11 protein-coding genes are annotated in these 14,134 nt (G+C 38.4%); 9 read left to right on the forward strand and 2 right to left on the reverse strand.

What is annotated here, in order from left to right; genetic code table 11:
• Window positions 1-341 precede the first annotated feature (341 nt).
• On the reverse strand, window positions 342-1,379 hold the full coding sequence (locus BBD41_RS17055; protein ID WP_099478303.1) for an acyltransferase family protein: 1,038 nt from the start codon (window positions 1,377-1,379) through the stop codon (window positions 342-344).
• A 568-nt stretch (window positions 1,380-1,947) separates the two neighbouring features.
• Here BBD41_RS17055 and galU point away from each other — a divergent pair.
• Entirely contained in the window at window positions 1,948-2,820 is an 873-nt protein-coding gene (gene galU / locus BBD41_RS17060; RefSeq protein ID WP_099478304.1) for a UTP--glucose-1-phosphate uridylyltransferase GalU, read from the forward strand.
• Window positions 2,821-2,896: 76 nt separating this feature from the next.
• On the opposite strand, the gene BBD41_RS17065 is transcribed toward galU, so the two are convergent.
• Window positions 2,897-5,356, reverse strand: coding sequence for an O-antigen ligase family protein (locus tag BBD41_RS17065; protein ID WP_099478305.1), 2,460 nt, complete (start codon window positions 5,354-5,356; stop codon window positions 2,897-2,899).
• A gap of 114 nt (window positions 5,357-5,470) precedes the next feature.
• On the opposite strand from BBD41_RS17065, the gene BBD41_RS17070 reads away from it, so the two are divergent.
• The 8 genes from BBD41_RS17070 to BBD41_RS17105 are packed head-to-tail and all read left to right on the forward strand — an operon-like array spanning window position 5,471 to window position 13,967.
• Window positions 5,471-6,400, forward strand: coding sequence for an NAD-dependent epimerase/dehydratase family protein (locus BBD41_RS17070; protein ID WP_099478306.1), 930 nt, complete (start codon window positions 5,471-5,473; stop codon window positions 6,398-6,400).
• A gap of 17 nt (window positions 6,401-6,417) precedes the next feature.
• Window positions 6,418-7,194 carry an ABC transporter permease gene (locus tag BBD41_RS17075; RefSeq protein WP_099478307.1) on the forward strand — a complete coding sequence of 259 codons (777 nt, stop codon included), beginning with the start codon at window positions 6,418-6,420 and terminating at the stop codon, window positions 7,192-7,194.
• 13 nt (window positions 7,195-7,207) lie between these two features.
• Entirely contained in the window at window positions 7,208-7,939 is a 732-nt protein-coding gene (locus BBD41_RS17080) for an ABC transporter ATP-binding protein (protein WP_099478308.1), read from the forward strand.
• Between the two features lie 21 nt (window positions 7,940-7,960).
• Window positions 7,961-8,830 carry a glycosyltransferase family 2 protein gene (locus BBD41_RS17085; RefSeq protein ID WP_099478309.1) on the forward strand — a complete coding sequence of 290 codons (870 nt, stop codon included), beginning with the start codon at window positions 7,961-7,963 and terminating at the stop codon, window positions 8,828-8,830.
• The gene (locus tag BBD41_RS17090; RefSeq protein ID WP_099478310.1) at window positions 8,815-10,509 is read left to right on the forward strand and encodes a glycosyltransferase; all 1,695 of its coding nucleotides are present in this window, start codon (window positions 8,815-8,817) and stop codon (window positions 10,507-10,509) included. The genes BBD41_RS17085 and BBD41_RS17090 overlap by 16 nt, the downstream gene beginning before the upstream one ends.
• Window positions 10,510-10,528: 19 nt before the next feature.
• The gene (locus tag BBD41_RS17095; RefSeq protein ID WP_099478311.1) at window positions 10,529-11,518 is read left to right on the forward strand and encodes a class I SAM-dependent methyltransferase; all 990 of its coding nucleotides are present in this window, start codon (window positions 10,529-10,531) and stop codon (window positions 11,516-11,518) included.
• A 16-nt stretch (window positions 11,519-11,534) separates the two neighbouring features.
• Complete coding sequence (locus BBD41_RS17100) at window positions 11,535-13,217, forward strand: glycosyltransferase (RefSeq protein WP_099478312.1); 1,683 nt, start codon at window positions 11,535-11,537, stop codon at window positions 13,215-13,217.
• A 3-nt stretch (window positions 13,218-13,220) separates the two neighbouring features.
• A complete protein-coding gene (locus tag BBD41_RS17105) occupies window positions 13,221-13,967 on the forward strand; it encodes a hypothetical protein (RefSeq protein WP_099478313.1) in 747 nt (248 codons plus the stop codon).
• Window positions 13,968-14,134: the final 167 nt, after the last annotated feature.

Genomic DNA, 14,134 nt, shown 5'->3' on the forward strand with positions numbered 1-14,134 from the left:
GGTGTAACACGAGACCAGGATTGTAGGACATTGGCGGAGCTCCCGGCGTATGGTGGTCGGCGTCACATGACAGTGGTTCGCATCAAGTAATAATGATTAGCATGTTACATGACAGTAGTAAGCGTCACATGACAATGGTTCGCATCACATGACAGTGTTGAGAGCCCTTGGAGTTAAGGAACACTTTTCAATGGCGGGGGGCGTGTAGTGAGGGGGTTCTTACCTCTGCCTCTCGACGCACCACTCCCACTGGCGGTGTAATAATGACTGCTGCAGGATGCCCAGCGTCGACGCTCGGACGACAAGCCATATCCATGAGAGCACCAGAAGCATGCCTCATGCTAATATTCCTCTTGTTTAAGGACATTCTTCGGCCGGCGGCGGATTTGTTCCTTGAACAGCGGCTCGACGTTCGGTTCGACGATCCACCCGAAACCGCGTTTGATCCAGGGCGAAGACAGCATCCAGGTCAAGATGACGCCGAGAAGAATCAGCAGCAGTTTACCTCCCGTCGACTGGAAGGTGGTCTCGAGCCACCTGTTATACTGCATTGTTTTGACGATAAATCCGTGCAGCAGAAAAACGTACATTGTATAGAGTCCCCGTTCCGTATAGGGCTGCCTCGTCTCCGGAATGATGGAAAGGAAGCATAGACCCATCAGGGCCGTGAAGGCATAGGTGAGTATTCGGTAAAGTCCCGCGTTCCAAGATTCCAAGCCGAATTCCAGATATGGCATCGCGCCGTAGAACCAGCTGGCGTTGGTTTGCAGAATGGGTGACAGGCTATACAGCAAGGCAAATCCGCCGGTGAGGATGGCAATGGACATCAGCCGAAATGATCGGGTTTTGAAGGCGCTGAGCCACTCCCTTTTGAAATAATATCCGATGAGAAAAAAAGGCAGGAAATACAGCGTGCGCGAAATGCTCGCGTAATAATCCACATCGATCGAGTATCCGAGCAGGACCGATAACGCGATGCAGATGATCAGCGGATATTTGAGCATCAGCAGGTATGGCAGAAGCATTTTCCACAGCATCATGCTGAATAGAAACCACAGAATCCAGTAGGGGTAAAAATAGGTGAAGTCGAGCAAGTCCAGTCCCTGCATGTAATAATCAAACAAGGTGTACAGCGTCTCGAAAATGAAGTACGGCACGACCAATCCCGACAGCAGGCTAATGTAGTATTTGGGGTATTGGATACGTTTGGAGAAATAACCGGCCGTGAAAATAAACAGCGGCATGTGAAACGAGTAAATGAACTGATAGACCGTTCCCATCCAGCGCTCGCTGTTAAATGGCTCGATGAGGTGCCCCACGACCACCAACAGGATCAGTATGAATTTGAGGTTATCGAAATAGATGTCTCTCTCTTTCATCTGGCAACCAGCTCCTTTGGGTTTGACGTTCCAATGAAGTTTCGTATTAGTATATCGGATGGCAGTGGGGCTTTCCATGGTTGAAGTTGGAAGGGTGGATTGGATTACGGTATTGATCTTGGGTTGTGTTCTAAGCTGTAATGTACGAATATGCAAAGATATCCATTAAAAGATAGGTAAACAATTTCGTGACGGCTCATCAGAGTTTGGTGAAGAGTGGCCCACCCTTGAGAAGGTATCCTACAACGGGTTCACCATTTAAGACTCATCGTCTTCTAGACAGATGCTTCGTCGGTTGCGACTTGTTTGCATGCGTTTCGTGTTACCGTCTTAATAACCAATTTGTTGGTTGTTGTAAACGGTGAGATCGAATGTGGCCCAAGTTAGGGAGATAGAAAGAAGGATATTCCTATAAGACTGTTTTGCTCTGCCTAAAAGGATGCAGTTCAGACCAATAAATTGAGCTTCCCATATTTGATAAAAACCGATTTTATTGTCGAACGACCGGTCCGGACATGTTACAATTAATTCATTCGGGAAAATGCGGAAATGGAGACGATAGTTAGAAATGAATATTCGTAAAGCGATCATACCCGCCGCAGGATTAGGCACACGATTCCTGCCGGCTACGAAAGCGATGCCGAAAGAAATGCTTCCCATTGTGGATAAGCCAACGATTCAATATATTATTGAAGAAGCGGTTGCATCCGGTATTGAAGATATTATTATCGTTACTGGTAAGGGTAAACGGGCAATTGAAGACCATTTCGACTCGTCCTTTGAGCTCGAGCATAACTTGGCGGGGAAAGGAAAATGGGAGCTGCTGGAGGAAGTCCAGAAGCCTTCGAACTTAGCCGACATCCATTATATCCGGCAGAAAGAGCCCAAAGGCCTGGGGCATGCGATCTGGTGTGCGCGGAAATTCATTGGAGATGAGCCGTTTGCGGTACTGCTCGGCGATGATATCGTAGAGTCAGAAGTGCCTTGCCTGAAGCAGATGATGAAAGTCTATGATACATACCACTCTGCTGTTGTAGGAGTTCAAACCGTTGACTGGGATGAAGTTAACCGATACGGCATTGTAGATGGCATTAGAAAATCCGAAAGGATTTATGAAACGACAAGACTTGTTGAGAAGCCTTCTCGAGATGAAGCCCCGTCCAATCTAGCAATCATGGGACGCTATATTTTGCCTTCGGTTATTTTTGATATACTGGAGGATCAAGAAGCTGGGAAGAACGGGGAAATTCAGCTAACCGATGCGCTGTCGGTACTAGCTCATCGAAGCCCCATCTTAGCCCATAACTTCGAAGGGATTCGTCATGATGTAGGAGAAAAAATGGGTTTTATTCAAACAAGTATTCACTATGCACTGCAGCGTGAGGATTTACGAGAAGATTTGCTAGCTTACATGAATAAAATAATGGAGAAAGTAAGATAGTCTCTACACGAAAAAGAAATAGCGGGTACGTTACGGTAGATGAATTGGTTCTACCGGGATCGTACCCGCTATTTGATTAGAATTGAAGATCCGCCAATTGCTTGATGTTTTGCTCCGCATTCGGATCAACTTGTTTTAACTTCTCAAGCAGAGCTTCGTCGCTCTGACCTTGCTTCTGAAGTGCAGCGAGGTACCATCTAACAATCTCTTGAGCAGATGACTGAGACAGATCTTCCTGAATTCCGATTTTGAGCGCATTAACTGCCTGCTCTGGCTGATTCATCATGTAATGCATCTTGCCTGCATGGAGGATCATTTCCGGAGTGTTTTCAAAAGGATTCCCCTGGAGCTGACCTTCCGGCAGCGTCTTCAGATGCTGAATACCTTCCTGTACTTTGGCGAAAGCATCGGTTGCGTGTTTAAAGTACTCATCTTTTTTAGCGTGGTCGCCTGTTCCGAGAGCCTTCATACCAAGCTCGTAACCTTGCAGGATGATGTCCTGGTACCATTCAATGTCCCAATTAAATTTAGGCGCGTTCTGAATCAAGACATCATATGCTTGCTCCGGCTGTTGTTTCATTTCATATGTCTTTATCAAGCTGCGAAGCATTGCTTTGTTGTGAGGCTCATCTTTCAGTGCTTTATTCAATAAACTAACAGATGCGTTATAGAAGTCTTCGTTCTGATTCTGTTGATATACCGCCTGGTAAAGCGATGCTAACAACAGTACGGAATCTGAATGGCTTGGACGAATGCTTAGGTCCTTGTCGATCGGTGCTTTAATCTCCTCATATGATGTGCTAACCTGGACAACTCTACGAGCTTCCATTGCGGCATCGGCGGCTTGCACATAACGAATCGATGTAATAAAGACAAAAATAGCACCGAGACCGACAACTGCACTATATACGCCTCTGGCCGTTGAATCTTTCACCTTCCACTTGGCGAGCGGTTTATGTTCCATGGCTGCGGCCATACCACCGAGCCCCAGGAATACGAGAATTCCCATGAATACGTAACTCATGTTAAAGTCCAAAATACTGTGCATCAGAATGGAAAGCACGATAATGAGATACAGGAAGTGGCTGTTTCGATCTTCCTCGGTTCCCTTCATGTAGCCGCGAATATATTTATAGAAGATATACAAGATAAATGCCATGAAAATCACAAAGCCGAGAATACCAACCTCAACGAGATACTGCAGGAAGAAGTTGTGAGCCTGGCGGCTCGTATACGGGTTGTTCTGGTACTGCTCATAAAGCGAGGCCCATGCACCACCGCCTGCACCGATAATCGGATAATCCGCAAGAACCTTCATTGCATCTTTATAGAAAGTGAAACGCTCGAGAACACTATGCTGATTAAAGTTGATGTTCTCCAAGCGGACGCTAATGTTTTGCGGCAAAATATTTTTGAGGCCCGTCCCAATAAACAGGAAGATCAACAGGCCACCGATCACCGTAGAGCCGATCGGAATCCATAAGCTTGAGCCTTTTTTAGAGGACCATTTCCCCAAAACCTTATCCAGTTTCGGAGCGACAAAGCTCTGGATCGCCCACCCGATCAGTCCTACGACCGCCGATGTGCTGATCAGGATTCCCCATCCCTTTAACGCTCCGCTGCCGCTAAACGTTTCATTAAGCTGAAGTCCCAGTTCGGTCACGGATTTAGAGATTAACAGAGATGCTACGCCGGCAATTCCGCAATAAAGGATCCACAGCAGCTGTTGAGCAGGCTTTAGGAACAAGAGCAGTAGAACAAATACAACCGGCAGCATGACCAGACCGCCACGGGATAGCGTCAAGAGCAGCGACACAATGATCGGTACCAGCATGAAGCTGTGGAACGCTTTGCCGTACCATTTTCGTGAAGCCGTAATGCAGAATACAGCTGCAAATAGGAATGCCATCAAAAAGGCAGCGTATGTATTGGCATACTGGAATACGGAAGTAAGACGCAAACCGTTGGAATCTGTCATGACGGCATGAGTGTATGTGCCGTTGAGCACTGTGTTGGAGAACCATTTTGCGATTGCACCGGCTGTCTTGCCTTGCCCGAACCAATTCAGGAGGCCAAAACCAACAATAAGGTAAGCGACAGCCATTATCGTATTCTGGATGATTCGATTTCCCAACTTGTCACGAAGCGTATATAACCCAATGACAAACATCGTCGCGTAAATACAGTTGATGATCACCATATTCATAGCAAGAACCTGGGATGCTGCGCTGAGTAACGATATTAGGTATGTCAGGGGAAGTAAAAGTACGCCTACTGCTAACCAGTCACGTTGATCTTTTAATTGAATGTTCTTGAAGGATTGAGCAATCCATAGGAACAATAGTAGGCAGGATAGGATGGCTGCCCAAAATATAGGTTTTTCAAAATTTAATTCTTGTCCGTTAAATAATGCCGTCTGGAACGGCGTCCATGCTAGAAAAAGAATGATTCCTACTATTAACACCCAAAATAAAGCCGATCTTGTCTCTCGCTTCCTCGACTCCGCGGCTTTTTTGCCGTATACTGGTTTCGACAACGTAATTAGCTCCTTTTCTTGTAGATACGACAATATTTTAGCATAGTATGACATGGCAACAAAGTAGGAAGTTGGTTTAATAAATGTTGAGATATAGATATGGAGTGATTTGATTTGAAGGTTCTGGTAACTGGAGGGGCAGGATTTATAGGTTCTAACTTGGTAGATGCGTTAATTAATATTGGTCATAAGGTCACTGTAATTGATAATTTATCAACTGGTGATAAAAGGAATATTAATCCAGAGGCTTGTCTTTATCAAATGGACTTAAACTCGAAGAGTATTGAGGATGTATTTGAAAATACGAAACCTGATATCGTGTTCCACCTTGCTGCACAGGTTAACGTTGGTAAATCAATAGAGTGCCCTTTATTAGATGAAGAGATTAACATAAGAGGGACATTAAACTTATTAAATTGCTGTAGGAATTTTGGAGTGAAAAAAATTGTATACTCTTCCTCTGCCGCAGTATACGGTAAGCCACAGTTCAATCCAATTACCGAAGATCATATTACTGAACCTATTTCATATTATGGGGTATCAAAGTTAACTCCTGAGTATTATATAAAAGTGTTCTCTTCTTTATACAATATTAGTTACGTAATTCTAAGGTATTCGAATGTCTTTGGACCACGACAAAACCATGAAGGAGAAGGTGGCGTGGTTTCTATATTCATAAATAAGTTAATTAACAAAGATAGGCCGGTTATTTATGGGAGTGGACTTCAAACTAGGGATTTTATATTTGTAAAAGATGTTGTCAACGCAAATCTAGCAGCAATAGAACATGAAGAGAATGATACCTTTAACATTGGAACAAATGAATCTATAAGTGTAGTAGGGCTGCTGGACCTACTATCTAATATACACGGTCAGAATGTTCAGGCTATGTTTGAAACTGGGCGTGAAGGAGACATAATGCATAGTTGTCTGGATAACAACAAGGCTAAATCAAAACTAAAATGGGCTCCTTCACACGATTTTGAACAGAGTCTTAAAGATACACTACATTATTACATTGAGAAGAAGTTGCAGTCAGTTTAGTTAAAGGGGCTTTATAGATGATTCGATATTGGGAAAATTTTAAAAAGTATCGTTTTTTGTTAAGAGAGTTAGTTATTAATGACATAAAGTTGAGATATAGAAGATCGGTATTGGGAGTAATATGGAGTGTACTTCATCCATTGTTAATGATGGTTGTGCTAACCCTAGTGTTTTCTAATTTATTCAAAAGTGATATTGAAAATTTTCCGGTATATGTGTTCACAGGTCGTTTGGTATGGGATTTGTTTTACCAATCAACAATTTCCTCTATGTCCTCAATAACGGCAAATGCCTCATTAATTAAAAAAGTATATATACCTAAGTATATCTTTCCATTAGCTAGATGCTTATCATCTCTTGTTAATACTTTATTTTCTTTAGTTGCGTTATTTCTTGTTATGATAGTTGTTGATGTTAAGATAACACCAGTCATGTTATTGTTGCCATTAGCTATATTCTATATCTTTTTATTTACCACAGGGATAGCTCTCTTTCTTTCATCCTATACGGTGTTTTTTAGAGACCTTAATTATTTATATGAGGTTTTTACCACTGCTTGGATGTATTTTACGCCTATTTTTTATCCTCCAACGGTGTTACCTGAGAAATTTCAATTCATTTTTCAGATTAATCCACTTTATTATATGGTAGATTATTTTAGGGAGATTGTTATGTTTGCAACTTTTCCAAGTATGAGACATAACTTGCTTTGTTTCGGAATCGGTTTGGTTGCGTTTCTGATTGGTTTTTATACATTCTATAGAAAACAAGATAAATTTATTCTTCACGTCTAGTATGGGAGGACATATGTCAGAATATGCAGTAGAGGTTAACGATGTTTCCATGCTGTTCAATTTATCAACTGAAAAAATCGATAGTTTAAAAGAATATGTTTTAAAGCTTCTAAAAAAAGAACTTTATTTTAAAGAGTTCCAAGCTCTCCAGAACATTTCGTTCACTGTGAAAAAAGGGGACACGTTTGGTTTAGTAGGATTAAATGGGGCCGGTAAAAGCACTCTTTTAAAGATCATTGCGGGAGTATTGAAGCCTACTAAAGGGAGTGTTGTTGTTAATGGGAATTTAGCTCCTCTTATAGAGTTAGGTGCAGGTTTTAATTTTGATCTATCTGCTAAAGAGAATATATTCTTAAATGGCGCGGTGCTAGGGCACTCTAGAGCGTTTATGGAAGAACATTATCACAGTATCGTAGAATTTTCAGAATTAAAAGATTTTATTGATGTACCTATTAAAAATTATTCTTCGGGTATGGTTGCGAGATTAGCATTTTCAGTTGCGACTACAATTAAACCTGAAATACTGATTGTAGATGAAGTTCTAGCAGTCGGTGATTATAAATTTCAAGAAAAATGTAAAAAAAAGATGAATGAACTACTTGATGATGGTACTACTGTTTTGTTTGTTTCGCATTCTTCTGCACAGGTAAAGGAAATGTGTAATAATGCAATTTGGATTGAGAAGGGAAAAACCAAAATGGTTGGTAGAGCTGATACTGTAATTAATGCATATGAAATGGCTTGACATGACAGGAGAGGTGTTATTTTGAATCCCGTTGTTGCTGTGATGGTTCGAACCAAGGACCGTCCTTTGTTATTGAGAAGAGCAATGGAAAGCATACTGAATCAGACATATAAGAATTGGGAGATAGTTTTAATAAACAATGGCGGAGATGAAGGTACTATCTCTGCCATTCACTCAGAATTTATATGCAGAACTAGTAATAATATTCGCTTAATCAATCTTCAAAGGAATAGTTTTATGGAAGTGGCTACAAATGTCGGGCTTAAAAACACGGATGCTAAATTTGTCACTTTATTAGATGATGATGACACTTGGGATGAAACCTTTTTAGAAAAATGTGTTGAAATATTAGTAAATAATAATTTAATTGATGGTGTAGTAACAAAATCAACAATCGTTCATGAGGAAATTGAAGGACAAACAATACAAGAGCTATGTAAAGAGAGTTTAAATCCTCGCCTAAAAAGGATAGGAAAGTACTCCTTGCTGAGGAGAAATTTATTTACAACAAACTCTTTTGTTTATAGAAAAAATGTTTTGACTGAAATCGGATACTATAGGGAAGACTTGCCTGTTTTAGGGGATTGGGAGTTTAATTTGAGATTTGCACTTAGTAAAAAAATTGTTGTTTTACCACAAGCCCTTGCATTTTACCATAAAAGGCAGAAAAATACTAATGAAAATTACAGTAATACCGATCTAGAGTTGCATTTGAAATACGATAAATTGATAAGATATGAATTCTGTAGACGTAGTTTTAATGAGGGAGCAATTATAAGAGGGAGTAGGATTTTGATCTATGGTTATTTCAATAATTTAACTCGGTTAGCTAAAAAAATGATTCATAAGAAAATGAATTCGAATGGAAGGATCGAATGGAGAAGAAGATAGCAGTCTCGGTGATTGTTCCTGTATATAATGTCGAAAAGTATATAAGAAAGTGCTTGGATTCATTGGTAGATCAAACATTAAGCGATATAGAAATAATAGTCGTGAATGATGGTTCCACGGATGGATCACAGAAAATAATAGATGAGTACGCAGAAAAACATCCATATAAAATAATCTCCCTCAGTAAGGAGAATGGGGGACTGGGAGAAGCCAGGAACTTTGGGCTGGAATATGCTCGGGGAGAATATATAGGCTTCGTAGATTCAGATGATTGGGTAGACATTAAGATGTTCGAGGCTATGCATAATATGACAAAGTATGGTCATGACATTGTAATATGTGACTTTATGATTGTTAAGGATGGATGGACAACAGGATACAGGTCAAAAGGCTTTAGAGGAAGCAATTTTACTCATAGAGAGTGTGTCATTAACTCTATTGATCCGGCGACAGCCTGTAATAAATTATATCATCGAAAGTTTTTTGATCTAACAAGATTTACAAAAGACTGGTACGAGGATATTGGAACAACACCAATATTGCTATCCTATGCCAATAGTATCGGCTACTTGGATTTTCCAATGTATTATTACAGGCAACGAGGAGGTTCGATAACTTATAGTTCAGACAGAAGGACATTAGGAGTAATTAACTCATGGGAAAGGGTTATTACAAATGTCAATAGCGAGTATCAAGCTGAAGCAATTATGGCAGTAAGCAAAAGTATAGCTTCATTTTTAGAATTCAAACCTGATTTTGCCGACGAGTTTCTTGAATATGCAAATTCAAGACGCGATATCATAAGCACAAATTCTTTTTACCAGGAAGCAGTAAAGAACAAATCCATTATAGACATTTTAAGAGCAAAGCTCATTCCCAAAAAGATACATTATTTTTGGTTTGGCAAGGGAGAGAAGAGTGAGTTAGTAAAAAAATGCATTAAATCGTGGGAAACTTTCGCAGGGGACTATGAGATCATAGAGTGGAATGAAACTAATTGCAATATTGAAGAAAATGAGTATGTGAAGGAAGCCTATGAAGCAAAGAAATGGGCATTTGTAGCGGACTACTTCAGAATCAAGGTTATCTATGAACAAGGTGGAATTTACATGGATACCGATATGGAATTAATGAATCGAATTGATTCTTTGCGGATTAGTGATGCTTTTTTTGCATTTGAAACAAGAGATGCAGTACACGCGGGAATATTTGGGGCGGTAGCAGGTCATCCTCTAATAAAACAATGGTTGGATACATACAGGGAGGATCGTTTTAAACAAAGTAATGGTTCTTATAATACAGCCCATACGATTGTAAAACGACTAACTGATATCTTGTTGAAAAATTATGGTATAAAGATGAATGGAAGATATCAAATATTAAATGAAAACATTAAAATTTATCCCTCGAATATACTGACGATTGATGTGTACGATGGAAAAAATTTGGCTGTACATCACTATGATGCTTCTTGGTGGGATGTGAAGGATGAAGTATCCTATAAAAATGTAGTCCTAAAAGATTACGTCTTACTTAATGAAAGAAATGCAATTCACACACTTAAACATTTATATAGAAGATTACGATGGATTTCAGATAATGAAAGGGGCCTTAAGGCAAGAATAATCAAGCTTTTTTTAGATCCTGCGTATAAATTATATAGAAGGATTTTTAAATGATTAGAGAGGGGGGAGTTAGATGCTGAGAAAATCTATAAAAAAAATACCAAGAATTAAGAAAGTAATTGAAGAGCGACAAGCTTACTATAATCACATCATTTCTCTGAACAAAATACTGAAGGAAAGAGAACAGAATGAAATTGAAATAAAAGAACTACTAAATGGTTTGAAAGAGGTTAATCAACAACTTGAAGAAAATTACAAAAGATTGAAAAAACAATATGAAAATGAGATTGCAAAAAAACGAGAAGCTATAGAGCATTTAAATAACACTATTGAAAGTATCAATAGTAAACATAAGGCACAGTTAATTCACAAAGATAGTGAGTTAAAATTATTGAATCAAGAAATACAACAGTTGAAGAAGGAGCTTTCTAATTTTAAAGGCTTAGGCAACCCTATAGATTCTAAAGACTTTTGGGAGACTCATTATATAAACGGGAATAGCTCAGGCACGGGTTCTTATGCTCACTTAGCAGAATTCAAGGCAATGATTATAAATTCTTTTTTAGATCAAAAAAAGATAAATACTGTTATTGAATTTGGATGCGGAGATGGCAATCAATTATCATTTATGAAATATAAAAAATATGTGGGGGTAGATGTTTCCCAGTCGGTTATCAATAAAAACAAAGAAAAATACTGTGGTGATAAAAATAAATTGTTTTATACTACTGAGGAAAAAGACAAGTATATTAGTCAAGATTATGATTTAGCTTTATCATTAGATGTTATTTTTCATTTAACTGAAGAAGATGTCTATGAACAATATATGCACGATTTATTTTCATCCTCAAAAAAATATATCATTGTATACTCAAGTAATCATGAAGAATTTACTGTTTGGCCTGAATTCAGACATCGAAAATTTATGAGATATGTACAAGAAAATTGTGCTGAATGGGTTTTAATCGATTTTATACCCAACAAGTATCCTTTTCAATTAGGGCGAGAAATGACTACATCCACATCTGATTTTTATATTTTCAAACATAAAAATTTACTTTGAAGAATGGAAGGATCGAATGGAGAAGAAGATAGCAGTCTCGGTGATTGTTCCTGTATATAATGTCGAAAAGTATATAAGAAAGTGCTTGGATTCATTGGTAGATCAAACATTAAGCGATATAGAAATAATAGTCGTGAATGATGGTTCCACGGATGGATCACAGAAAATAATAGATGAGTACGCAGAAAAACATCCATATAAAATAATCTCCCTCAGTAAGGAGAATGGGGGACTGGGAGAAGCCAGGAACTTTGGGCTGGAATATGCTCGGGGAGAATATATAGGCTTCGTAGATTCAGATGATTGGGTAGACATTAAGATGTTCGAGGCTATGCATAATATGACAAAGTATGGTCATGACATTGTAATATGTGACTTTATGATTGTTAAGGATGGATGGACAACAGGATACAGGTCAAAAGGCTTTAGAGGAAGCAATTTTACTCATAGAGAGTGTGTCATTAACTCTATTGATCCGGCGACAGCCTGTAATAAATTATATCATCGAAAGTTTTTTGATCTAACAAGATTTACAAAAGACTGGTACGAGGATATTGGAACAACACCAATATTGCTATCCTATGCCAATAGTATCGGCTACTTGGATTTTCCAATGTATTATTACAGGCAACGAGGAGGTTCGATAACTTATAGTTCAGACAGAAGGACATTAGGAGTAATTAACTCATGGGAAAGGGTTATTACAAATGTCAATAGCGAGTATCAAGCTGAAGCAATTATGGCAGTAAGCAAAAGTATAGCTTCATTTTTAGAATTCAAACCTGATTTTGCCGACGAGTTTCTTGAATATGCAAATTCAAGACGCGATATCATAAGCACAAATTCTTTTTACCAGGAAGCAGTAAAGAACAAATCCATTATAGACATTTTAAGAGCAAAGCTCATTCCCAAAAAGATACATTATTTTTGGTTTGGCAAGGGAGAGAAGAGTGAGTTAGTAAAAAAATGCATTAAATCGTGGGAAACTTTCGCAGGGGACTATGAGATCATAGAGTGGAATGAAACTAATTGCAATATTGAAGAAAATGAGTATGTGAAGGAAGCCTATGAAGCAAAGAAATGGGCATTTGTAGCGGACTACTTCAGAATCAAGGTTATCTATGAACAAGGTGGAATTTACATGGATACCGATATGGAATTAATGAATCGAATTGATTCTTTGCGGATTAGTGATGCTTTTTTTGCATTTGAAACAAGAGATGCAGTACACGCGGGAATATTTGGGGCGGTAGCAGGTCATCCTCTAATAAAACAATGGTTGGATACATACAGGGAGGATCGTTTTAAACAAAGTAATGGTTCTTATAATACAGCCCATACGATTGTAAAACGGCTAACTGATATCTTAGAAGAAAAATATGAGATTGACATGAATGGAAGATATCAAATATTAAAAGAAAACATTAGAATTTATCCGCCGAATGTGCTAACGATTGATGTGTACGATGGAAAAAATTTGGCTGTACATCACTATGATGCTTCTTGGTGGGATGTGAAGGATGAAGTATCCTATAAAAATGTAGTCCTTAGAGATTTTTTTATAAGCAACGAATCGCAGATAACTTCGTCCGATATGGCATTTTATCAGGAGCTAATCAGAACTTACGAAAACACTATTTCATGGAGGATAACTGCACCTCTAAGGAAGATTCGAGCAATAACTAAAAGGAAGAATTAATCTATGAAAAAAATCATCCCGGTTTTAATTGTTATTGTGATAAATTCGATATATTTAACAGAAGTAATAAGTCAGTATACAATTCAGACAGTTTTACAGCTCATATTTGTTTTTTGCTACCTATTTATATTGAATACTTTGGTGTTTTACTTAATAAATAAATACGTTATTTCTAAAAATGTAGGGGGAAGAATAGGCCTGGTTTTAGTTTCTTTGTGTGTTTCAATAATATGTGTTCTGGTGTTTAACGATAGTTTGATTGTGAAAAACTATAAGCCGACTTCAGTGGAGATAGTACCCAGTATAACTAAGAATCCAAAATCAAATGGCTCTGAGGTATGGATTACAGGTATATATATAGATGATAGAAAAGTAGAACTGAAAGACGTTCCTATGATAAGAAACAAAAATGTTTGGACTGAAAAAGAAGGAGCAATAGTGAATTCTGGCAGCCAACCTGACAAAATTGTTTTTGATTTACCAAAAGCCCAGGATATAAGGATCAAATTTTTAAAACATGCTTGGTCTGGGAATATCTCTATAAACGAAGGTAATCACAAAGAGACACATGATTTGTATTCTCCTGATAGTGGTGATTACAGCTATACAGTAAAAACCAATTTAGTACCTACAACTAACATTCAACGGTGGATTAGTTGCTTATTTTCTTTAATCTTTATTTCTAGTCTTTCTTTTCTAGTTTTAAATGTGATCCAATTGAAGAAAATTAACAAATCAAAATCTGAATGATTGGTACAGCTACTTTAACAATAAAGGGGAGACTATGAGGTTGTTGCCATAACCAGTCTCTAAAAAATTAAGTGGATGAAGCTATAAACGAAAATTTGCGAAAAAAAGAGCTTTGGACACGCAACTTCATCATTAGCCTAATAAAGAAAAGGAAAACACATAATAAG

Origin of the sequence: Paenibacillus ihbetae (assembly GCF_002741055.1) — a bacterium.
In the GTDB taxonomy this organism is placed as follows: Bacteria; Bacillota; Bacilli; order Paenibacillales; family Paenibacillaceae; genus Paenibacillus_AQ; species Paenibacillus_AQ ihbetae.

Coding starts and splice junctions, on each gene's coding strand:
- galU (WP_099478304.1), top strand. CDS start 1,948: ATGAATATTCGTAAAGCGATCATACCCGCCGCAGGATTAGGCACACGA.
- BBD41_RS17080 (WP_099478308.1), top strand. CDS start 7,208: ATGTCAGAATATGCAGTAGAGGTTAACGATGTTTCCATGCTGTTCAAT.
- BBD41_RS17090 (WP_099478310.1), top strand. CDS start 8,815: ATGGAGAAGAAGATAGCAGTCTCGGTGATTGTTCCTGTATATAATGTC.
- BBD41_RS17075 (WP_099478307.1), top strand. CDS start 6,418: ATGATTCGATATTGGGAAAATTTTAAAAAGTATCGTTTTTTGTTAAGA.
- BBD41_RS17055 (WP_099478303.1), bottom strand. CDS start 1,379: ATGAAAGAGAGAGACATCTATTTCGATAACCTCAAATTCATACTGATC.
- BBD41_RS17105 (WP_099478313.1), top strand. CDS start 13,221: ATGAAAAAAATCATCCCGGTTTTAATTGTTATTGTGATAAATTCGATA.
- BBD41_RS17095 (WP_099478311.1), top strand. CDS start 10,529: ATGCTGAGAAAATCTATAAAAAAAATACCAAGAATTAAGAAAGTAATT.
- BBD41_RS17100 (WP_099478312.1), top strand. CDS start 11,535: ATGGAGAAGAAGATAGCAGTCTCGGTGATTGTTCCTGTATATAATGTC.